Source organism: Solwaraspora sp. WMMD406 (assembly GCF_029626025.1).
GTDB lineage: Bacteria > Actinomycetota > Actinomycetes > Mycobacteriales > Micromonosporaceae > Micromonospora_E.
Genome location: NZ_JARUBF010000001.1, coordinates 6,859,966 through 6,880,846, shown reverse-complemented (window position 1 = coordinate 6,880,846; position 20,881 = coordinate 6,859,966). Strand labels below are relative to the sequence as shown.

The 20,881-nt window shown below is 71.3% G+C and carries 16 protein-coding genes and 1 pseudogene; 7 read left to right on the top strand and 10 right to left on the bottom strand.

From position 1 onward, the window contains the following. The first annotated feature begins 91 nt into the window (after window positions 1–91). Together O7632_RS30915 and tilS are read left to right on the top strand one after the other, a co-directional pair. Complete coding sequence (locus O7632_RS30915) at window positions 92–1,165, top strand: zinc-dependent metalloprotease (RefSeq protein WP_278119476.1); 1,074 nt, start codon at window positions 92–94, stop codon at window positions 1,163–1,165. 8 nt (window positions 1,166–1,173) lie between these two features. Beyond that, window positions 1,174–2,145 (top strand): annotated as a pseudogene (gene tilS / locus O7632_RS30910) (tRNA lysidine(34) synthetase TilS); the annotation flags it as partial. 80 nt (window positions 2,146–2,225) lie between these two features. On the opposite strand, the gene O7632_RS30905 reads toward tilS, so the two are convergent. Further along, window positions 2,226–3,188 carry a helix-turn-helix domain-containing protein gene (locus tag O7632_RS30905; RefSeq protein WP_278119474.1) on the bottom strand — a complete coding sequence of 321 codons (963 nt, stop codon included), beginning with the start codon at window positions 3,186–3,188 and terminating at the stop codon, window positions 2,226–2,228. A gap of 179 nt (window positions 3,189–3,367) precedes the next feature. Here O7632_RS30905 and O7632_RS30900 point away from each other — a divergent pair, with 179 nt between their 5' ends. From O7632_RS30900 to folE, 4 genes are all read left to right on the top strand, one after another. Further along, window positions 3,368–3,496, top strand: coding sequence for a hypothetical protein (locus O7632_RS30900; RefSeq protein WP_278119472.1), 129 nt, complete (start codon window positions 3,368–3,370; stop codon window positions 3,494–3,496). A 33-nt stretch (window positions 3,497–3,529) separates the two neighbouring features. Then, entirely contained in the window at window positions 3,530–4,105 is a 576-nt protein-coding gene (gene hpt / locus O7632_RS30895; protein ID WP_278119470.1) for a hypoxanthine phosphoribosyltransferase, read from the top strand. A gap of 360 nt (window positions 4,106–4,465) precedes the next feature. Then, window positions 4,466–6,481, top strand: a complete 2,016-nt coding sequence (ftsH, locus tag O7632_RS30890; protein WP_278119468.1) for an ATP-dependent zinc metalloprotease FtsH — start codon at window positions 4,466–4,468, stop codon at window positions 6,479–6,481. A gap of 50 nt (window positions 6,482–6,531) precedes the next feature. After that, window positions 6,532–7,158 (top strand): GTP cyclohydrolase I FolE, encoded by a 627-nt coding sequence (gene folE, locus O7632_RS30885; RefSeq protein WP_278120540.1) that lies wholly within the window; start codon window positions 6,532–6,534, stop codon window positions 7,156–7,158. Window positions 7,159–7,211: 53 nt separating this feature from the next. Here folE and O7632_RS30880 read toward each other — a convergent pair whose 3' ends face one another. Together O7632_RS30880 and O7632_RS30875 are read right to left on the bottom strand one after the other, a co-directional pair. Then, on the bottom strand, window positions 7,212–8,009 hold the full coding sequence (locus O7632_RS30880; protein ID WP_278119466.1) for a hypothetical protein: 798 nt from the start codon (window positions 8,007–8,009) through the stop codon (window positions 7,212–7,214). Beyond that, window positions 8,006–10,714: an FtsK/SpoIIIE domain-containing protein gene (locus tag O7632_RS30875; protein ID WP_278119465.1), complete on the bottom strand. Its 2,709-nt coding sequence runs from the start codon at window positions 10,712–10,714 to the stop codon at window positions 8,006–8,008. Before O7632_RS30875 ends, O7632_RS30880 begins: the two co-directional genes overlap by 4 nt. A 217-nt stretch (window positions 10,715–10,931) precedes the next feature. Between O7632_RS30875 and O7632_RS30870 the strand changes: the two genes are divergently transcribed. After that, on the top strand, window positions 10,932–11,483 hold the full coding sequence (locus O7632_RS30870) for a hypothetical protein (protein ID WP_278119463.1): 552 nt from the start codon (window positions 10,932–10,934) through the stop codon (window positions 11,481–11,483). A gap of 78 nt (window positions 11,484–11,561) precedes the next feature. Here O7632_RS30870 and O7632_RS30865 read toward each other — a convergent pair whose 3' ends face one another. The 7 genes from O7632_RS30865 to O7632_RS30835 all read right to left on the bottom strand — a co-directional run bounded on the left by O7632_RS30865 (window position 11,562) and on the right by O7632_RS30835 (window position 20,583). Beyond that, window positions 11,562–12,149 (bottom strand): hypothetical protein, encoded by a 588-nt coding sequence (locus tag O7632_RS30865; RefSeq protein ID WP_278120538.1) that lies wholly within the window; start codon window positions 12,147–12,149, stop codon window positions 11,562–11,564. 36 nt (window positions 12,150–12,185) lie between these two features. Continuing rightward, window positions 12,186–13,262: a M23 family metallopeptidase gene (locus O7632_RS30860; protein ID WP_278120536.1), complete on the bottom strand. Its 1,077-nt coding sequence runs from the start codon at window positions 13,260–13,262 to the stop codon at window positions 12,186–12,188. 53 nt (window positions 13,263–13,315) lie between these two features. After that, window positions 13,316–13,864: a hypothetical protein gene (locus tag O7632_RS30855; RefSeq protein WP_278119462.1), complete on the bottom strand. Its 549-nt coding sequence runs from the start codon at window positions 13,862–13,864 to the stop codon at window positions 13,316–13,318. A 6-nt stretch (window positions 13,865–13,870) separates the two neighbouring features. Further along, window positions 13,871–15,802, bottom strand: a complete 1,932-nt coding sequence (locus O7632_RS30850) for an MFS transporter (protein WP_278119460.1) — start codon at window positions 15,800–15,802, stop codon at window positions 13,871–13,873. A 1-nt stretch (window position 15,803) separates the two neighbouring features. Beyond that, window positions 15,804–19,769, bottom strand: coding sequence for an ATP-binding protein (locus tag O7632_RS30845; protein WP_278119458.1), 3,966 nt, complete (start codon window positions 19,767–19,769; stop codon window positions 15,804–15,806). Window positions 19,770–19,875: 106 nt separating this feature from the next. Further along, window positions 19,876–20,238, bottom strand: coding sequence for a hypothetical protein (locus tag O7632_RS30840; protein ID WP_278119456.1), 363 nt, complete (start codon window positions 20,236–20,238; stop codon window positions 19,876–19,878). A gap of 15 nt (window positions 20,239–20,253) precedes the next feature. Continuing rightward, on the bottom strand, window positions 20,254–20,583 hold the full coding sequence (locus O7632_RS30835; protein ID WP_278119454.1) for a hypothetical protein: 330 nt from the start codon (window positions 20,581–20,583) through the stop codon (window positions 20,254–20,256). Between the last annotated feature and the right edge of the window lie 298 nt (window positions 20,584–20,881).

Here is a 20,881-nt window from a genome sequence, read left to right as displayed (position 1 = left end):
GGCGGTAGCACCGCGCCGGAACTGGGCCGCTGCGCCGTACCAGGGCATGATCATCGGGGTCGACGGGCGCGGCGCGGGTACGGTGGGTCTCATGGCGCAGTTCGTGGACTGGGATCTGGCCGCCGCTACCGCCGGCGCGCTGAGCAAGTCGGGCCCGAAGGCATCTCTCGACGAGGCGACCGAGGTGGTGAACGAGCTTCGTCGACTGACCGACGAGGCGGCCGGGCACGTCGTCGCCTACACCGGGCTGCAGTCGCAGGTCGCGCACCCACCCGTACGGGTGGTCGACCGGCGGGACTGGGCCGCCGCCAACATCGCCGGACTCCGTGACGTCATCACCCCGCTGGTGTCCCGGGCGGCCGGCGACCGGCAACCCGGCGCGCTCACCGACGCGATCGGCTCCCGGGTCACTGGCGTGCAGGCCGGTACGGTGCTGGGCTACCTCTCCGGCCGGGTGCTCGGCCAGTACGAGGTCTTCTCCGGCGACCCCGGCCAGCTGTTGCTGGTCGCCCCCAACATCGTCGAGGTGGAGCGCAAGCTCCAGGCCGACCCCCGCGACTTCCGGCTCTGGGTCTGCCTGCACGAGGTGACCCACCGGACCCAGTTCACCGCCGTACCGTGGATGCGTGGCCACTTCCTCGGCCAGGTGCAGGCGTTCGTCGACGCCTCCCAGGCCGGCGGTGACCAGCTGGTCGACCGGATCCGCCGGGGGGTCAGCACGTTGGCCGACGCGATCCGGGATCCGGAGAGCCGGGCGAGTGTGCTGGACATCGTGCAGACACCCGCGCAACGGGCGGTCCTCGACCGGATGACCGCGTTGATGACCCTGCTCGAAGGGCACGCCGAGTTCGTAATGGACGGCGTCGGTCCCGAGGTCATCCCCACCGTCGAGCAGATCCGGGCCGGGTTCAACCGGCGTCGCGAAGCCGGCAATCCGCTGGAGAAGGCGATCCGCCGGCTGCTGGGCGTCGACGTCAAGATGCGCCAGTACGCCGAGGGGCGCAAGTTCGTCCACGGCGTCGTGGAACGGGTCGGCATGGCCGGCTTCAACAAGGTGTTCAGCTCACCGTTGACCCTGCCCCGGTTGGAGGAACTCGCCGACCCGGACGCCTGGGTGGCCCGGGTGCACGGTCCGGTTTCCGGGTCGACCCAGACGGTCGTCTGACCCGACCGGTGGCCAGACTCGCCCCTGCGGTGGCGGCGCTGCGTGTCGCGGTCCGCCGGACGCTGCGCGACTACTCCGGCCGTACGGTGCTGGTGGCCTGCTCGGGCGGCCCGGACTCGCTGGCGTTGGCGGCGACGGTCGCCTTCGTCGCGCCGCGCAGCGGGGTGCGTGCCGGCCTGGTGACAGTCGACCACGACCTGCAGCCCGGTTCGGCGGACCAGGCGCGGCGGGTCGCCGACTGGGCGGAACAGGCCGGTTTCGATCCGGTCGAGGCTGTCGCGGTGCGGGTGACCGGCGAGGGTGGTCCCGAGGCGGCGGCGCGGACGGCCCGTTACGCCGCGTTGGCGCAGGCGGCCCACCGGCACGGGGCCGACGCGGTGCTGCTCGGCCACACCCGCGACGATCAGGCCGAGACGGTGCTGCTGGCGCTGGCCCGTGGCGCCGGGCCCGCTGGCCTGTCCGGCATGCCGGCGGTACGCGAACACGACGGTGTCCGGATGGTCCGGCCGTTGCTGGCGGTGAGCCGGGCACAGACCAACGCCGTCTGCGCCGAGTTGGGGCTCACCGTGTGGGCCGATCCGCACAACGTCGACCCGACGTACGCCCGGGCGAGGGTCCGGGCCGACGTGCTGCCGACTCTGGTCGGCGCGCTGGGTGCCGGGGTGGTCGACAATCTCGCGCGTACCGCCGCGTTGCTGGCGGCCGACAACGCGGCGTTGGACGGGTTCGCGGCGGCCGCGCTGGACCAGGCCAGGTCCGACGGCGCCGGGTCCGGGATCGCCGTTTCGGTGCTCGCCGCGCACCCGAGCGCGGTCCGTACCCGCATGTTGCACCGCTGGGCTCGCGAGCTTGGCGCGCCCGGGTCGGCGTTGGCCGCCCGCCATATCGACGCCCTCGACGCGCTGGTGACCCGGTGGCGGGGGCAGAAGGCGGTGTATCTGCCGGGGGCGATCGAGGTGGTCCGCCGCGACGGCGTGCTGGTGGCGACCAGGGCGACCGGCGAGCCGGTGGCGATCGGCGAAGCGGTTGATCGGTCGGTGGCGGTCGGCGATACCGCCGGTCAGCCGGTCGCGAGTCGATCGCGGAAGGTGGTCCGGTAGGCCTGCGGGGTCGCGCCGACCCGCCGGCTGAAGTGATGTCGCATGGTCGCCGCGTCGCCGAATCCGCATCGGCTGGCGACCGCTTCGACGCCCAGAGCGGACTCCTCCAGCAGCCGTCGAGCGAGCAGCACCCGCTGTCCGGTCAGCCAGTCGTGCGGGGTGGTGCCGGTCTCCGCCCGGAACCGTCGGGCGAAGGTGCGTGGCGCCATGTGCGCACGGGCGGCCAGCTCGTCGACGTTGACCTGGCAGTCGAGGTTGGCGGTCAGCCAGCTCAGCACCGGTTCGAGTGAACTGGCCTGCGGGCCGCTCGGGATCGGTGTCTCGATGTACTGGGCCTGGCCGCCGTCCCGGTGTGGTGGCACCACCATGCGGCGGGCCAACTTGGTGGCAAGCGCGGAGCCCTGGTCCTGGCGGATCAGGTGCAGGCAGGCGTCGATCCCGGCGGCGGTGCCGGCGCTGGTGAGCAGGTTGCCGTCCTCGACGTAGAGCGAGTTGCACTGGACCCGGGCGAGTGGGTGGCGGCGGGCCAGCTCGTCGGCGTACTTCCAGTGGGTGGTGCAATCCCGGCCGTCGAGCAGGCCGGCGGCGCCGAGCACGAAGGCACCCGAACAGACGCTGAGGATCCGGGCGCCGCGCCGGTCGGCGGCGCGCAACGCGTCCAGCACGGCCGGCGGTACGACGGGCCGGGTGGTCGCCGCCGGCACCGCGACCAGGTCCGCGTCGGCCACCGGGTCGAGGTCAGCGGTCGGGGTGATGCCGAATCCCGAGGTGCTGCGTACCGGCTGGCCGTCGGCGGTGCAGACGTCGAACCGGTAGGCGGGGAAACCGTCGGCGGTGCGGTCGAGACCGAAGACCTCGCAGACCACGCCGAGCTCGAAGGCGGCGACGCCGTCGAGGGCGATCACCGCGACGGTACGGATCATGTCGACACCGCGACGGTACGAATCATGTCGACCAGGCTAGTCGAAGCGTGGCAGAAATTCGAGGGTCAGTGGCTTTTCTGCCACTGTCGGGCGCGGGAGCACGGACGCACACTGACTGTGACGTCCGGTGCGCACCGGCGGCAGAACCCGCAACCACCAGCGAAAAGGTGACAGCCGCCATGGAATTGTTCGTTGTTGTCCTGTTCTTCGTACTGCTCGGCGTGGCCTCCGCCGCCGGTCTGACCCGCGACAGCCGGGACTCCGCCGACTGGCGACCCAGCCGCGACGGTAGCCGCCAGCCCCGGTGACGGCCGGCCAGCCGGATACGGCAGGCTTAGGGCATGGCTGACGGCTCCTGGTACGACGCCGACATCGACCACGTGATCATCACCGAGGAACAGATCCGCGAGAAGACTGCGGAACTCGCCAAGCAGGTATCCACCGATTACGCCTCCGCTGGCGGCGGGCTGCTGCTGGTCTGCGTGCTCAAAGGCGCGGTCATGTTCATGGCCGACTTCGCCCGTGCGCTCGGCCGGCACGGTCCGCCCGTCGAGTTGGAATTCATGGCCGTCTCGTCGTACGGGCAGGGCACCACGTCCTCCGGTGTGGTGCGGATCCTCAAGGACCTCGAACGCGACGTCGCCGGCCGGCACGTCGTCGTGGTCGAAGACATCATCGACTCCGGTCTGACGCTGTCCTGGCTGCTCAAATACCTGGAATCGCGGTCCGCCGCGAGCGTCGAGGTGGTCGCCCTGTTCCGCAAGCCCGACGCGGTCAAGGTCCGGGTGCCGGTCCGGTACGTCGGCTTCGACATCCCGACCGAGTTCGTGGTCGGCTACGGGCTGGACTTCGCCGAACGCTACCGGGAACTGCCCTACGTCGGCGTCCTCAAGCCCGAGGTGTACGCCCGAGCCTGAGCCTGAGCTGCTCCCGACCGGACCCCTGACTCCGGTCCGGTACGCCGGTCCGTGGTGTCGGGTACGCCGACCGGTCCCTTCGGGGCGGTGCGTGTAGCTGAACTCGCCGGGACGTACAGTCCACTCTCAGGAAACAGCGCTACGGTATCGGGTGGTGCGGAGAGCAGTGACCGCATCGGCGAGGGACCCGTCCCGACCGGACCGACCGGCTCGCGGGCGCGCACCACGCCCCCACGGTGTACCTTCGAATGACCGTGGCGCGAGGTTGGCGCCTCGGGGTCGCTAACCAAGACGGTCAGAAACCTAGACGGTCAGAACGTCGATCAGGAGGGTCCGGGCGCTGCGGCGCTCGACATACGTATGGAACGTACGCGTTTCTTCCGCCGGCCGGTGGTCTGGATCATCCTGGTGATCATCGGTGCGATTGCGCTCAGCTCCTTCTTCACCAACGGCCCCAGCTACCACAAGGTGGACACCTCGGTGGCGCTGGCCCGGCTGGAGCAGGACGGCATCGCCAAGGCGATATTCCAGGACCGGGAGCAGACGCTCCGTCTCGATCTCGCGGAGCCGGAACAGTTCGGTGACACCGAGACCGACCGGATCGAGGCACAGTTCCCCTACGAGGTGGGCGCCGAGATCTGGGCCGACGTGCAGGCCGCCGAGGCCGCCGGCCGAATCGACGGCCCGGTGGAGGCCGAGGTCTCCTCGGACAGCATCTTCCTCACGCTGCTGGTCAACCTGCTGCCGATCGCGATCCTGGTGATCCTGCTGCTGCTGTTCATGTCGCAGATGCAGGGCGGCGGCTCCCGGGTGCTCAACTTCGGCAAGTCCAAGGCCAAGGTGATCACCAAGGACACGCCGAAGACCACCTTCGCCGACGTGGCCGGGTCCGAGGAGGCCGTCGAGGAGTTGCAGGAGATCAAGGACTTCCTGCAGAACCCGGCGAAGTACCAGGCGCTCGGTGCCAAGATCCCCAAGGGTGTGCTGCTGTTCGGCCCGCCCGGTACGGGTAAGACGCTGCTGGCCCGCGCGGTCGCCGGGGAGGCCGGGGTGCCGTTCTACTCGATCTCCGGTTCCGACTTCGTCGAGATGTTCGTCGGTGTCGGCGCCAGCCGGGTCCGGGACCTGTTCGAGCAGGCCAAGGCGAACGCTCCGGCGATCGTCTTCGTTGACGAGATCGACGCGGTCGGCCGGCACCGTGGCGCCGGCATGGGTGGCGGTCACGACGAGCGCGAGCAGACCCTCAACCAGCTGCTGGTCGAGATGGACGGGTTCGACACCAAGGGTGGCGTGATCCTGATCGCGGCCACCAACCGGCCCGACATCCTCGACCCGGCGCTGCTGCGTCCCGGTCGGTTCGACCGGCAGATCCCGGTCGACGCCCCCGACATGGAGGGCCGCAAGGCGATCCTGCGGGTGCATGCCCGGGGCAAGCCGTTCGCTCCCGACGTCGACCTCGACGCGGTGGCCCGGCGTACTCCCGGATTCAGCGGTGCCGACCTGGCCAACGTGATCAACGAGTCGGCGCTGCTGACTGCCCGGCAGGACGCCCGCGCGATCACCAACGAAGCCCTGGAGGAGTCGATCGACCGGGTGGTCGCCGGCCCGCAACGGCGGACCCGGGTGATGGGCGACAAGGAAAAGAAGATCACCGCCTACCACGAGGGCGGGCATGCCCTGGTGGCCTGGGCGCTGCCACACGCCGCGCCGGTGCACAAGGTGACCATCCTGTCCCGGGGCCGGTCGCTCGGCCACACCCTGGTGCTGCCGACCGAGGACAAGTACACCCAGACCCGGGCCGAGATGATCGACACCCTGGCCTACGCCCTCGGCGGCCGGGCGGCGGAGGAGCTGGTCTTCCACGAGCCCACCACCGGCGCCGGCAACGACATCGAAAAGGCCAGCGCGCTGGCCCGGGCGATGGTCACCCAGTACGGCATGAGCGCCAAACTCGGTGCGGTCAAGTACGGCACCAGCGGTGACGAGCCGTTCCTCGGCCGGACCATGGGCCACGAGCGGGACTACTCGGACACCGTCGCCGCCGAGATCGACGCCGAGGTACGGGCACTGATCGAGTTGGCGCACGACGAGGCCTGGGAGATCCTGGTCGAATACCGCGACGTGCTCGACAACATGGTGCTGGAGCTGATGGAGAAGGAGACACTCTCCACGGCCGACATGGCGCGGATCTGCGAGCGGGTGGTCAAGCGGCCGCCGATGGCACCGTTCAACGGCTTCGGCAAGCGTCAGCCGTCGACCGAGCCACCGGTGCTCACGCCGGCCGAGAAGCAGAGCCTCAACGTCCAGATGGCCACCGACGGTGCCCAGGCCCCGATCGGCGGCGGTTTGTCCGCCAACTCGGAGGGCACGTCCTGAACGGCCAGTCCCCGGCCAGCGCGTCGTCGACCGAACCGGACGACGACGCGCTGGACTACCTCGCCGCCCGCCTGATCAACGGCAGACTCAACGGCAGCCCTGTCGAAGGTGCTGTCGACCTGCCCAGGATCGAACGGGCGGTGCGGGAGATCCTCATCGCGGTGGGGGAGGATCCGGACCGGGACGGTCTGCTCAAGACCCCCGCCCGGGTCGCGCGGGCCTACGCCGAAATGCTCGCCGGCCTGCGCGCCGACCCCGCGCAGGTGCTGACCACCACCTTCGAGGCCGACCACGACGAGCTGGTGCTGGTGCGCGACATCCAGATGATGTCGCTCTGCGAACACCACATGCTCCCGTTCCGGGGTGTGGCGCACATCGGCTACATCCCCGGCGCCAACGGCCGGATCACCGGGCTGTCGAAGCTCGCCCGGCTCGTCGAGGTCTATGCCCGTCGCCTCCAGGTGCAGGAACGGCTCACCGCGCAGATCGCCGACATGTTGATGGACCGGTTGGAACCCCGGGGCGTGGTCACCGTGCTGGAGTGCGAGCACATGTGCATGGCCATGCGCGGCATCCAGAAGGCCGGTGCCAAGACGATCACGTCCGCCGTACGGGGCGTGTTTCAGCGGGACGCCAAGTCGCGGGCCGAGGCGATGAGCCTGATCATCCACGGCTGAACCGGATCGTTGGGTCGGTCGCCGGGTCGCCAGGGTCGCCGGGTGTGAGCGGGTCAGCGGGTCAGCCCGACGATGACGGACAGTACGCAGGTCAGCAGCAGCGGAGCGGCGCACGCGGCCGCGCCGACCAGGGGCGTACGGTCGACCCGCTGGCCGGGTACGGCGAAGACGAAGCCCACCGCCAGCCAGCCGAGTACGAACGCGGCCAGCGGCATGATCAGACCGCAGCCGAGCACGTAGCCGAGCGGGGCACTGGCGCCGGCCGCGACGAACAAGGCAATCTGGATCACCAGCACGATCACCGCGAACGGTCCGTAGACCAGCAGGTTGCGCAGCCACACCGGATGTCCGCTCGGTGCCGACGGCGTGACCGACCAGCCGGCGGATGGCCCAGCCGGCGGTCCGGCCGGCCACCCGGCCAACGCTGCGGTCGCGGCGTCGACCTCGGCGACGGCACGCTCGATGGCGGATCGCCGGGCCGCGGCGCCGCCGGCCTGGAGCGCTGCCTGGCGCGCGGCGACTTCCGACGGCGTCGGATCGAGCGCGACCGCCGGTACGCCGAACCCGAGCAGCCGTTGCCGCCCGGCGGCGAGCCTCTCGCCGATGCCGGACAGGTCATCGGTGACGTCGGCCGGCAGACCGCCCGCGTGCCCGGTCGGCGGGCTGTCCACCGGCCCCGGTGGGCTGCTGGGGTGCCCCGGCGGGCTGCTGGGGTGCCCCGGCGGGTTGGCCCGGAATGGCGGCTGTCGGAGCCGGGCGAGCCGGCGGGCCGCCGCCGCGTACTTTGCCCAGTCGGTCGAGCTGGTCGCATCGGTCGAGCTGGTCGCATCGGTCGCGTCGGCGGGGATCACCGTACCTCCCGTTCAGGACCGGCCGCCGCTATCGGACGAAACGGAACGAAGACTGTGCGTCGGTCGGTCTGACCGTCGTACAGCAGGCCGCGCTGATCACGCGGACGCCACCGGGGCAGCCGATCGGCGGCCCCGGGCTGGCCGGCCGCCGGCTCCACCGTCAGGTCGAGCAGCACGATGCCGGCGATCAACTCTGGACTGGGGCCGAGGAACGCGGCGAACGCGGCTTCCTGCTGCCAGCAGGAGAGCAGATGGATGCCCCGGGCCGGCCCGGAATCCAGCAGGTTACGCAGCCGGGCCGAAGCGGGTCCCCCGAGTTCCAGCACGTCGGCCGTTGCGACGACCAGGTACGCCGGCCCGGTCGCGTCCCCCAACGCGCGCAAGATGTCCAGATCCACCACCTCGGTCGGCTGCCGGCCGCCGACCAGTGCGGCCAGTGCGGCCAGCTGCGCCTGATCGTGCTCGCCGAAGGAGACGAACAGCAGGCGGGCGGAACCGGGCGGATGGTGTGCCGCCAGGCTGAGTACTGCCGTGGCCAGCAGGTCGGTCGTCCGGTCGTGGGAGCCGAAGATGGCCAGGTGCCGTCCGGGGGCACGTTCGAACCGGAACTCCGCCGGCCGTCGCGGCACTTCGACGGCCTCACCGAGCAGACAGACCGGTGGATCGATAGCGCCGGCCGGATCGTCGACGCTGGCCGGTTCGGTGGTCCCGGCCGGTTCGGTGGTCCCGGTCAGCGCTTGCTGGTAGCCGGCTTCCGAGACCAGATCGGGCTGCCGGTATCCGGCGAAGACCTGCGGCGGTCGGGCCGACGTGTCCCGGTGGGACCAGATCAGTTGACGCAGCCGGGTCGCCCCGGGCAGATCGGCGTACGGGTCCGGGAAACTCACGGTACGTTCGTGACCCCGGACGGCACCCCGGGGCCCGCCAAGCCCGCCAGCGGTGTTGACGACCGCCCGACCCACTGGTAGGCCGACCGCCGAGTCGTTGTTCGGCTCCAGCAGCCAGTCCCCACCGGGCAGCGCCACCCGTACCGGGAACTGACTCGCCAGGGACTCGCCGCGCCACCACCAGCCGGCGGCGGCGCCGTCCGGCGGTGGGCGGCCACCCGGGTCGCCGCCCGAGTCGGCGAGCAGGAGATGTATGCCGCAGCCCCGGCCGCTGCGGGCGATGCGCTGCAGCAGTTCGAGCGCCTCGGCGGCGGTGCTCGCGGCCGGATCGAACAACGGGGCCGGATCCTTGATCACACCGAGGATTCGGCCGATGTCGACGGCCGCTGCGAGTTCGGCGAACGTGTTCGTGCCGTTGCGGCCGGCCAGCCAGGCGCGTCGGTCGATCTCGGCGGCGAGCAGCCGGAGCACGGACAGCGCGTACTCCGGGTCGGCCTCGACCCCGGCCGTGGCCACGTGCGGCAGCCAGGCCGGGTCGGCGTCGGTGGGCAGCAGCCCGGCGAAGGACTCCCCGGGCGACAGGTCCACCAGGTGTACGGCGAGCTCCGCCGGCCGGTGCCGGACGGCGAGCCCGTACAGCACGGTGGTGACGAACTCGTCGACGCCCGCCCCGGCCCGCCCCGCGACCAGCCAGTGCGGGGTGAGGTCGTTGAATCTGAGCACCACCTGCCGGTGCCCGTCGAAGCCGGCGCCGGCGGACAGTCCGTCGGCGGTGGACTCGGTCCACAACTGCGTCGCCGGGTCGGGAAGCGAGTCGGCCAGGGTCGGGCGGGCCCCGGTGTCGACCGCCGCCGCCAGTTCGGCCCCGACCTGGTCGATCAGCTGCTGCGGTGGCCCGGCGTCCAGGTACGTCGGCGCGTGCAGCCCGCCCGGTTGGCCGGCCGCCACCGCCGATTGATCGGTGAAGCTCTCCCCGGGCGGGTCGCCGACCAGCACGTGCGGGTTCCGCAGCCGAATGGTGGTGCCGCGCGGCAGTTCGGCGCGGGACTGCTCGGGAGTCAACGGTGGTGGCGGCCAGCCGGCGACCACTAGGTGCAGGCCGTGTTCCGGGCCGACCTGGGCCAGCCGGGCGATGCGGTGGAGGTCGCCGCCATCGGTCGACTCCGGCAGGGAGGCGATCAGCAGGACCAGGAAGCGTCCCTGCCGGTGGTGGCGGCTCACCATCGGCCGGGCGGGCCGGATCCACTGTTCGGCTTCGGCCAGCGCGGTGCGCAGCCCGACGAGTTCGGTGGCCGCCGGGCGCAGCACACCGGTGTCGATCAGCCGCTGGAACGGCGCGAGCACACCCTGGCGGGCCGTCGCGATGCCGTCTACGGTCCGCACCACCAGCCGTCGCTGCGGTACGGCGGCCAGCAGCCTCAGCAGTGTGGCACGCAGTAGCCCGGCCACCCGCCGGTCCCGTACGTCGCCGTCGATCGCCAGATGTCCTGCTCCGAGGAACGGCACGACGACCGGGAACCGGGCGTCGTCGAGTGGCTGTGCGATGCCGATCCGCAGGTAGCCGATGTGTTCCAGGTCGCCGAGCGGCATGGCGGGGGTCTGCGCGTCGAGTGGCGCGCCCCACCAGCCGGGTGCCAGCCGGGCGGCGAGGCTGCGGAGTTGTTCGGCGATCTCGTGCTGGTTCGAGGCGATGGCGGTGCCGCCGCCGGCGGCGGCACCGGCGGGGGCGAGGCGTCCGGTCGACTCGAGCCCGAGTGCGGCGGCCGTGGCGGCGGCGGACCGGTGCAGTGTGGCCGCGCGCTCCAGGTCCGTGCCCATCGTGATCACCCGCTCACCGCGCGACTGGACGCCCGTCGAGCTCGGGCGTCGGTTGAGTTCAGCCCTGAGACGGTATCCCAGCGGTCTGACGGCTCGCGGCGGGCAACCGACGTTTGGTCAATGATCAAGACCCGCCAGGGTACTTCGCCGGATATGTGACCAATGAGGACGTCGCTCGACTATTCAGTCTCATGTTGAGGACGGATACTGTCGAAGGGTGGAGCAGACGCGACCGGCGACCCCCGTACGCCGGGGTCGGGTGCCCCGGCAGCGGACCGCTCCGGGCGTCGTGCCGCCGACGGCCGTCCCGCCCGGCCGGCGGTTGCGCCTGGCGCTGGTGTTGGCCGCCGGCGTCACCGTGTTGCTCTGCCTGGGCGGTGCCGGGGTCGCCTTCGTCCTCTACGCCAACGTCACTGCCCCCGATCGGGGCACCCCGGAGTCGGCCGTACTGAACTTCCTCGACGCGCACCTGCTGCAACGCGACGACGCGCTCGCCGGCCAGTATGTCTGCGCGCGGCCGTCGCTGGACGCGATCGACGACTACCGGTCCGCCATCGTCGAGTGGGAGCGCCGTCGGAACGCGCCGGCGGTGATGTCGATCGGGCAGATCACCACCGACCTGACGACCGAGGACGCGGCGACCTCCGTCGTCACCATCGAACGCCGGATGGGTTCCGGCGGGATCATCAACCGGTCGATCGACCGCTGGCGGTTCGGCACGGTGGACGAGGACGGCTGGCGGGTCTGCGCGGCCGAGCGACTGGACTGACGTCCGGTCCGCTGGACTGACGTCCGGTCCGCGTCGCTCGACCCCAGAGCACCGCGTCACTCGACCGTCCGGCCCACGTCACTCGACCCAGAGCAGATGGACCGGAAGTTCGATCGTCTCCGGCGGTGTGCCGGTCCAGACCCAGCGGTACCACGCCAGTTCCTGGGCGGCCCGGACACAGATGTCACCGTCCGCGCCGGTGTGCAGCTCGGTCACCGCCCGCAGATCACGCTGTTCCATCCCGTCGTCCATGTGCACCAGACGGCGCCCGGTGAGCGGGCCGGCGTCGACCACCGGCACCGGGAACAGCGGCGCCGGAGCGTCCAACGACACCAGCCGGGACAGCACGTCGTCGCGGACCGGCGCGGTCAGCGTGTCGTCGGTGCGCTCCACCCAGACCCGGTCCGCCGGCACCAGCGGCGCGAACACCTCGACGTCCTCGGACTCCGCCCGGTACCACTCCTGCTCAGGCAAGACCGGAACGTAGGTCCGGCTGCGCTGCACCACCTTCTCGTCGCCGCGCAGATCGCCCCGCCAACCGGTGCCGGGCAGCCCGATCCGCAGCCGCTTCCCGCGTAGCTCCCGTTCGGCCGCGGCCGGGACCAGGGCCACCGGCCGAGGCGGTCGAGGTGCCCAGTCGGGCTGGTCCGCGAAGGGATCCGGCATCGGTTCCGGGCTCACCGCAGTTCACCTCCACCTCGGTCAACCGCTTTCACCGAGCGGTGCGCCGCGTTCCCGCATGAACGGCACCGGGTCGACAGCTCCATGGCTGCTGCGGTCGCCGCCCACGTGCACCTCGTAGTGCAGGTGTGGGCCGGACGAGTTGCCGCTGGAGCCGACCTTGCCGATGACCTGCCCGGCGTCGACTTGGTCGCCTTCGGCCACGTCCGGCCGGCTGACCATGTGACAGTATCTCGTGATCACCTGGTCGGCGTGCAGGATGTCGACGAACCAGCCGCAGCCACCCTTGCGGGGCGAGCCGTCGACGTTGCAGTCGAGCCTGCCGAACTGGTCGGGGTCGCACCGCGAGACGATCACCCGGCCCGCCGACGCCGCCCGGATCAGCACCCCCTTCGGCTGGGCGATGTCCACCCCGTTATGTCCGGGTCGGGAGTTGGTCCGGAAGCCGGAGCCGACGTTGCCCGGTACCGGCCGGGTCCACCCGGAGGCGGCGATCTCGCCGTCGCCGGCGCACCGCAGCCCGTCCGGGCCGACGACCGCCCGGGCCGCCCCGTCGGTGAGGACGTTGACGATCCTGGTCGCCAGCGGCTCGTGCTTGGCGTACGCGTCCGGGAAGGCGCTGACCTGCACCCGTTGCGCGGCCGCGGTGAGCGTCATCGTCTCCCAGCCGTCGACGGTGAGCAGCTTGTCGTAGAACTTCCGCGACGAGTACGCCGGGTCCTGGAGTTGTTCCGGCGTACCCCAGCCCTGGCTGGGACGCTGCTGGAACAGCCCGACCGAGTCGTGGTCGTTGCGGGAACCGAGATGGCCGAGGTTGCGCAGGGTGGACTCCTGCATCGCGGTGGCGACCGCGATCACCCAGCCCCGGGGCGAGACGGACATCTCGGCGCCGACGTTGATGATGACGGCCGCGTTGCCAAGCTGCTCCGGACCGTACGGGCCGATCCGGAAGTCGATGTCGTCGGCCCGGACCGGACCCTCCCGACCACAGCCGAAGGCGCGGAACAACGCCGACTGGTCCGGCTCGTCGTCGGTGAACAGGACCGCGCCGATCCCACCGGTGCAGCAGAGCAGCACCAGGGTCGCGGTCAGGGCCAAGGTGAGGGCGACGTGCCGGGCGGCGCGGGACCGGACGCTCGGCGGCGGGGCGGTCAACCTCGCTCCCAGTCGACGCCGTCGACCAGCCAGTGCCCGTCCGGGCCGCTGAGTCGCAACCGTAGCTTGCCGGAGTCCACCTCGATCACCACCTCGACCAGGTTCGTCGCGTAGGGAATCAGCGCCGGTTCGCCGGTCAGCCGTTCGGCGGGCACCACGACCGGATCGACCCCGGTCAGCTTGTCCGCCAGGTCGTCGGTCATGTACGGGCGCAGCCCGGCGTGCCACCGGTCCGGGTCGAGAGAGCGGTCGATCCAGGCGGTGGCGAACGCCAACGCGACCGCCTCCGGCCGGTCCGCGTCGGCGGCGGTGACCGGCTCGGGCTCCGGCCGCAGCGACTGGATGCCGTCGTCACCCTCGGTCGGGTCGACGGTCAGCGCCGGTCCCGGCGCGGGGTCACCCAGAACCGTTCCAGTGGTGCCGCCGACCTGCCCGGCCACCTGTCCGACCCCGACCACGCTGACCACCACGACCAGCAGCAGGACCGCGAACCCGAGCCGGGACCGGAAGAGGAACCGGACGGCGAAGGCGATGATCGCTTTCATGTGACGTCACCGTGCCTCGGACCGGATCCGGGGCGCCGGTGCCTCGTCCCGCTTGCGGGCGCTGTCCGGGCGGTAGACGGCGTACTGCTGTTCCTCCGCCGGCACGTCGGGTGGGGTCCAGGTCGGCGACCGGCGCGGGCGACTCGCCGGCCGGGTCGTCGCCGGTTCGGGGGCCGGGTCGGTGCCCGACTCGCGCCCGTCCGGGCGTTCCCGAGCCGGCGCGGTCGTCGTCTCCTCGGTGCGCGGCCGGTCGCTGCTCGGGTCCTCCAGCCGGGCTTCGGGACGCACCGTGGACTGCGAGGTCACCGTGACGCCCTGCCGATCCTTGGACTTCACCACGACCTGTTCGGGCTCGCGGCTCTCACGGGTCTCCCGGCTCCCCCGGAAGTAGCGGATGTGCCAGGAGTTGCCGCCGCTGCGATCCGAGCCGCCGCCCAGGTCGGTGATCCGGCGGTACGGGCGCAGCAGCAGCCAGCCCACCATCCCGCACAGCCAGATCAGCACCACCTGCAGCCAGCCGGGCAGGGTCGGCGTACTCATGATCAGGTCGACGGCGAAGAGGTAGACGGCGGCGCCGGTGCCGAAGATCGCGATGTTGAAGATCGCGGCGACGACCGCGTTGCCGAGCCGGCGCATCCCGGCGCCGGCCGGGCGGAGCAGGCCGATGGTGCCGAGGATCGGCGCGGCCACCACGACCCACCGGAACAGCAGGAAGCCGAGCAGCACCAGCAGCGAGGCGGCGAGGTCGAACATCGCGAACATGACCGCCGCGAAGATCGCGATCAGTCCGGTGCCGACCCGGTCCATGTCCCGGACGCCCTGCAGGTGCTCGTAGGCTTCCGGGTCCTCGGTGCGGATCTGCTCGGCGACCACCATCCACTGCCGGTTCTTCTGCGCGATGATCGCCTCGCGCCGCTCCGGGTCGGCCCGAATGGTCTCGATCTCGAACCAGCTGAACGCCTGGGCGTCGTAGAGGGCGTAGCCGTACTTCTGCGCGGTGGGGCTGTCTGCCGATCCGAGCACCCCGCGTAGCCAGTTGCGGTACAGCATCGACGACGTGATGGTGTCGCTGGCCCGTACCGCCGGCGGGCGCTGGTCGGCACACTGCTCTTCGTCCTCGTCGAGGCAGTCCTCCGCCGGAAGCTCGACGGCCCGGGGACCGACCGCCTCGTGGACCACGCCCAGGGTGCTGGTCAGCGCGCCGTCGGCGAGGTTCGCCGAGCGGACCGGCCAGGCGGCGATCGCCGTCACCACCACCATGATCAGGACCGCCCAGCCGGCCGTGGTGATCATGTTGCTCATGTCCGACTGACGGGACCGCCAGATCAGGTAGAGCCCGACCACACAGATCGTGATCAGGCCGAAGACGGTGAACACCTCTTCGTAGATGGCGGTGGTGGCCTGCTCCACCAGCGGATCGGCCCAGGCGTACATGGTGCCGGGATCCCAGGCCCGCTCCCGGATCGCGTTGGACGCGCCGATGATCGCGGTGGCGACCATCATCTCGAAGTTGGCGACGCCGTTGAACGCGCTGACGTCGGCGTTGACCACCCCGGACGCGCAGCCGCCGTCCAGGTCGTAGGTCGGAAACCGGTAGCCGGCGTACCCGTAGGTGGTGTACAGCCCGATCGGGCCGTCGACCTGTTCCGGCTGGGTGGCGAACCAGCCGCCGAAGCCGGAGTCGGGGGCGCTGGGCGCGGGTGGCTTCAGGCACTGCGCGCGGGCCGCGCTGACCCCCTGCAACCGATCCAGGCAGGACCGGAAGTCGGCCTGCCAGGCCTCGACCGAGCAGAGATCGTTCGCCGCCTGTGCCGGCAGCGGCCCGATCGGCGCGGCCTGGGCCGGGGCGGCGGCCAGCATCGGCCAGGAGATGCTCGCCACGGCGGTGACCAGGACGGCGAGTACGAGTGCGGCGCACCGGTTCGCGGTCCTTGCCATGTCACACCTCCAGGTCGCTCAGCGCGGACGGCAGACCGGCCGGGGCCGCCTGGGGTGTTCCCGGCGTGGTGTCCAGATGGTCGAGCAGGCCGTCGACGTAGGAGACGTCCACCCGTACCTTCTGCACCCGTCCGTCGACGTCGCGCATGATGAACTCCCGGAAGCCGAGCCGACTCGCCGATGAGCTGTCCACGCTGGACAACGAGGCGAGCGTCGCTTCGTAACCGTCGTCGACCGGCACCCGCAGCAGCCGCAGCGCCTCGGCGGCGATCTCCTGGTCCTCGGCGATCCGGCCGACGAAGACGGTGGAGACCAGGTTCTGCACGTCCAGGCCGAGGATGTCCTTCGGGTTCTGCGACGAGACCAGCGCGGCCAGGTTCCACTTCCGGGAGTCGCGGGCCAGCCGGACCAGGAACGACCGGCCGGACCGCCAGCCCTCCATGAAGTGCGCCTCGTCCAGGCCGACCAGTTTGCGTGACCCCATGGAGCCGCCGTAGCAGCGCCGTACCGCCAGCCGGTGCGCGGTGTGCAGCATCGGCAGCGCGAGCGCCTCCTCGGCCGACCAGTACTCTCGTTCGATCTTCAGGTCGGGCAGCCGCAGCCCGGCCATGGTGATCACGGTCAGCGCGGCGTCCGCGCCGAGCAGGCCTGGCTCCGGCGAGCCGAAGAACAGCAGCGCCAGCGGCATCTCGGCGGTGTCGAGCAGCAGGTTCGCCAGTTCCCGACCGTCGTCGTCGAGCCCGTTGAGGCAGGCCACCACGTCGTCGAGGGTGGACGTCTCCTCGGCGGGCACCTGCCGGACCGCGTGTCGCAGCAGCGTCGCGGTCGACGACTCCCGGGCGACCTGCGGCGGCACCAGCATCATGCAGATGTCCTGGACCAGCATCCGGCGTTCGGCGCGGGAGTTGGAGACGGCGATCTCGTACTCCCGGTCGCCGGCCGTGCCGGCCGCGAACTCGGTCCGGATCGGGGTCGGAATCAGCGAGTACGGCGCCAGCGTGCCCTGTTCCGAACCGGTCAGGTTCAACACCCGCGAGTACGGCCGCAGCTCCGGCATCGCGCACAGCCGGGCCAGCGGACCGGACGGGTCGAGCAGAGTGACCTGCACACCCCGGCGGGCCGCCAGGTAGCCGAGCGCGCCGAGCAGCGTCGACTTGCCACCGCCGGGTTCGGCGACGAAGACCGCGAGCCCTGATCGTTCCCGGACCTCCATCGGAAAGTGCAGGTCGAGGAAGACCGGCCGGCGGCAGGTGCCGGCGGTCCGTCCGATCAGGTCGCCGCGCCGGTCGCCGACGGTCGAGGCCGCCTGGGGCAGCGCGGCGGCCAGCAACTTGACCGGCATCCGTCGGATGTAGCCGGTGTTGGCCACCGGCTCACCCGGGATGAACTCCCGGGCCAGCCAGTCCTGGTTCTTGGGGTGCTGCAGGGAGATGCGCATCTCCCGGGAGTAGAGCTGGATCAGCCGCCGGGCCCGTTCGAGGCATTCCTCGCGGGTACGCCCACCGACCGCGACTCGGTGCCACCCGTGGGCGCGGGCCGATTCGACCGGCAGCCCGGTGGTCATCTCGTCGCCGATGTGCAGCGCCCGTTTGGCCAGCCGCTCCAGCTCGGGTGGGGCGTCGATGCCGTGTTCGGCGTAGTCGAGCTGCTGGGAGCGGATCATCCGCAGCCGGTGTTCGAGATTACGGAACGAGTCGGTCGAGCCGAGCAGGTCGACCCGGGAGGAGAGTTCCATCGGCCAGGGCAGGCGTTCGTGGAAGTGCATCCACGGCTCGTGCCGTTCGGGGATCTCCAGTGGCTCCATCCGGCCGACCGCCAGTACGGCGACGTGGCGTTCCTCGCCGGTCATCCGGTTGACCAGCTTCAGCGTGGAGCCGTACGGGGTGCGGTAGCGCTCGATCTGTTCGGTGAGGGCGAGCAGGTCACCACGGTCCCAGTTGCCGTCGCGGACCGGCGAAAGCATGGTCGGCGGGGCCATGCAGAGCGCGACCGAGCGGTAGAGCAGCCATTCGAGTTCTCCGGCGGTGACCCGCCGGCCGCGCATCCCGAAGGCGCCCAGCACCTCGTCGAACTGTTCGACCATCCGACCGAGCCGGCGGCGTTCGCTTTCGGCCACGCCTCGGCCGAAGACCCGCAGTACGCGTTCGGTCAGGGAGTCGCCCAGGGACCGGCGGGCGAAGGTGATGCCCAGGTAGGTCTGTCCTTCGGCGTGGTTGACCGACATCAGGTGCCGCTGGGCGGCGACCAGATGGTCCGACCAGGAGGCGGCACCGGGCACCTGGGGCAGCGGGCTGCCGGTGAGCGAGTCGATCGTGCGGGCCCATTCGTCGGCCGGGAACGGCCGGGTGGTGCGGCGCAGATGCAGGCGGAAGCCGGAGAGCCCGGCGTACTGCTCGGAGATGGCCGACAGCAGCACCTCCCGCTCGGCGTCCGGCCGGAACGCCCAGCGCACTTCCGGTAGCCAGTACCAGGCGGTGACGGTGTTGGGGGTGAACGTCAGGTGGCCGGCGATCTCGGTGATGGCCAGCTCCGCCGCCGGGTCCCGGTCGGTGAACTTGACCTTCGGGGCTTTGATCGGCGCGGGTTTGATCGGCTTGCCGGCCTCGGCCCTGGCCCGCCGACTCGCCCGCTTGTCCCGGATCGTGACCGACGACGTCTCCCGGGCCTTGGCCGCCCGCTTGTCCCGGTCTCTGGCTGGTGGCGCCGGGTCGGTACCCGCCCGGTCCTGCGGAGGCAGGTCGGCGGTCGTCCGGGCGGCGGCCGGTGCCGGGCGGTCGAGGTACTCGGGGTGGTCGAAGCGGTCGATCCCCGGTGGGGTCGACAGTGGCCGTACGGCGGGCCGGGTGGGCGCCGGAGCCGGGGTGGCCGGGTCGACCGGGTATGCCGCCGGAGCAGGTCCGCCCGGGTGTTCGCCGGCGAGCGTCGGTCCCGCCGGGTGGGCGGCGGCGGTCTGCGTCGGATGTCCGGTGATGTCGGCGGCGTTCTCGGTGCGCTGCGGCGGTGCGGTCCGCCGCATGGCGCGTTCGGCGCGTTCGGCGGGTGGGTGCTGCTCGGATTCGTGCTGCGCGGATTCGTGTTGCGCGGGTGGGCGCTGTGCGGGTGGTGCTGCGGCGTCGGCCGGAAACCGTTCGGCGGGTGACGGGAACGCCGGCTCCGCCAGGTCACTGCCGTCTCGGTGTGCGGAGACACCGGATGCCGGGAAGCCGGAAGCCGGTGAAGCGGCGAGTGGCGGCCCGGATGCCGGGGCACCGGAATCGGCGCTGGTGACGGGTCGGGTGCCGGGCCGCGTGGTCAGGTCAGTCGCAGGATGAGGCATCGAGTGGCCGACCCGTGGTCCGGGCGGTGCGCCGTCCGGTCGCTGACGGGAGGCGGCGGGGAAATTGGACGACACTGCCCCGTTGCCGTTGCCGTTGCCGTTGCCGTTGCCGTTGCCGTTGCCGTTGCCGGCGGCCGGGTCGGGCACCGGTCCGGCCTGGCGTGGGGGCGAGGGCGGCGCAGGCCGAACCGGTGGCGGTTCGGACGCGCTGGCTTCGCGCGCGCTGGCCTCGGGTGTGCTGACCTCGCGCGGGCTGGGTTCCGGCGGGCGGATGGCGGCCCGGGTGGGTGGTCCGCCGACGGCCCGTGGGGCGCGGGACGCCGTACCACCTGGGTTGGTTCCGGCGAACAGGTCGAGGAAAGGCGAGTCGATGTCGGTCGGATCGTTGGTACGACCCGATCGTGGCCCGGGGACCGGTCCTGCCCCGGTGGTGGGCTGCGGGGTCGGCGCGGTGCGGGCGGCGCGGGCGTTTTGCGGTGCTTGGAACACGGCGACCGCACCGTGGCGAGGGCTGGTCACCAGCTCGGCCTCGGCCGCCGACTCGTCCTCCGGCTCGGAGGAATGGTAGTCGATCGGTTGCTTAACGTTACCGCTGTTGCCGCCCGGTTGACCGGCCGGGCGAGCGGAGCCCGGCGGGAATGATCGGCTCATGCCATCGCCTCGCCGGAGCGGCCGTCGCGGTGGTCGCCGGGGTGTGGGCGCGCGGCGGTGGTGCCGCCGGTCCCGTGGGCTCCCGGCCGGGCGATCGGGGTGCGGGTCATGCCAGCTCCTCCCGGATCCTGATGTGGCTGGCGACGAGGCGCGGATCCCGCTGTTCGGTAGCGGGCTCCCGGGTGCGGCGCCAGTCGGTGAGGGCGGTCCGGACGACCATTCGCGCTGGCCGGTCCGGATCCACGTACCGGAAGATGAACGACGTCGTGACGATCGCCAGCGCGATCTCCCAGGCGGGGAAGAGCTCCACGTTGAAGGTGAAGAGCCAGTGCACGAACATGTAGAACGGGACCAACAGGATGAAAACCCCGTACTGCGCATACGGCAGGTGGATCGGCAACGTGTAGCCGGGCGGGCCGAGGTAGACCAGGCGAGCCCGGTAGATGTCGTCGTCGGTACGCAGCCGCATCTCGTGCCCCGCGCTCTATTCGAACATCAGATTGATCAGATAATCGCCGACGAAGAAGAGCGTCGCTGCTCCGGCGATGAACGCCAAACCCACGATCGCGATCGCGGAGCTGGTCAGCACTTTGGAGATCTCGCCCTTGCTGGCTCGTCCGATGAAGATCACGCCGAGCACGGCGAGCAGGATCGGTGCGACCTTGCTGGCGAGAAAGGAGACGACGCCCTCGGTGTTGAAACCGGTCGGGGTGTCCGGCTCGGGCTCGCCCGCTGGCGCGGCCAGTACGGCCGCCGCGTCGATGACGGACGCCATCGCGTCGCGGGCTGTTTCGACGAGCGCTATGTCGATCATTGGGAACCTCCCCGGTGTGCGGCCGGCCTGGCCGGGGCACGTCAGTGGTCGCGCTTCGCGGACGGTCGGGTCACGCCGCGAAGTTGACCCTGCGTCTGCCTGTCACCGCGTAAGGTGACGTTTTATGGGCTTAATGTCCAACTTCGGCCCTTCTCTTCGACCTTCGGCCTCACTGCCCGCCCGCAAATGCAAAGCGTACGGGCCACCCCTGTCTGGTACAAGCTGCCTGGAACCTGACCGGCGGCGCCCCGGTGGGGCCGTTGTCTGGTTCGAGAGTACCCAGCCGTGGACCCGCCGC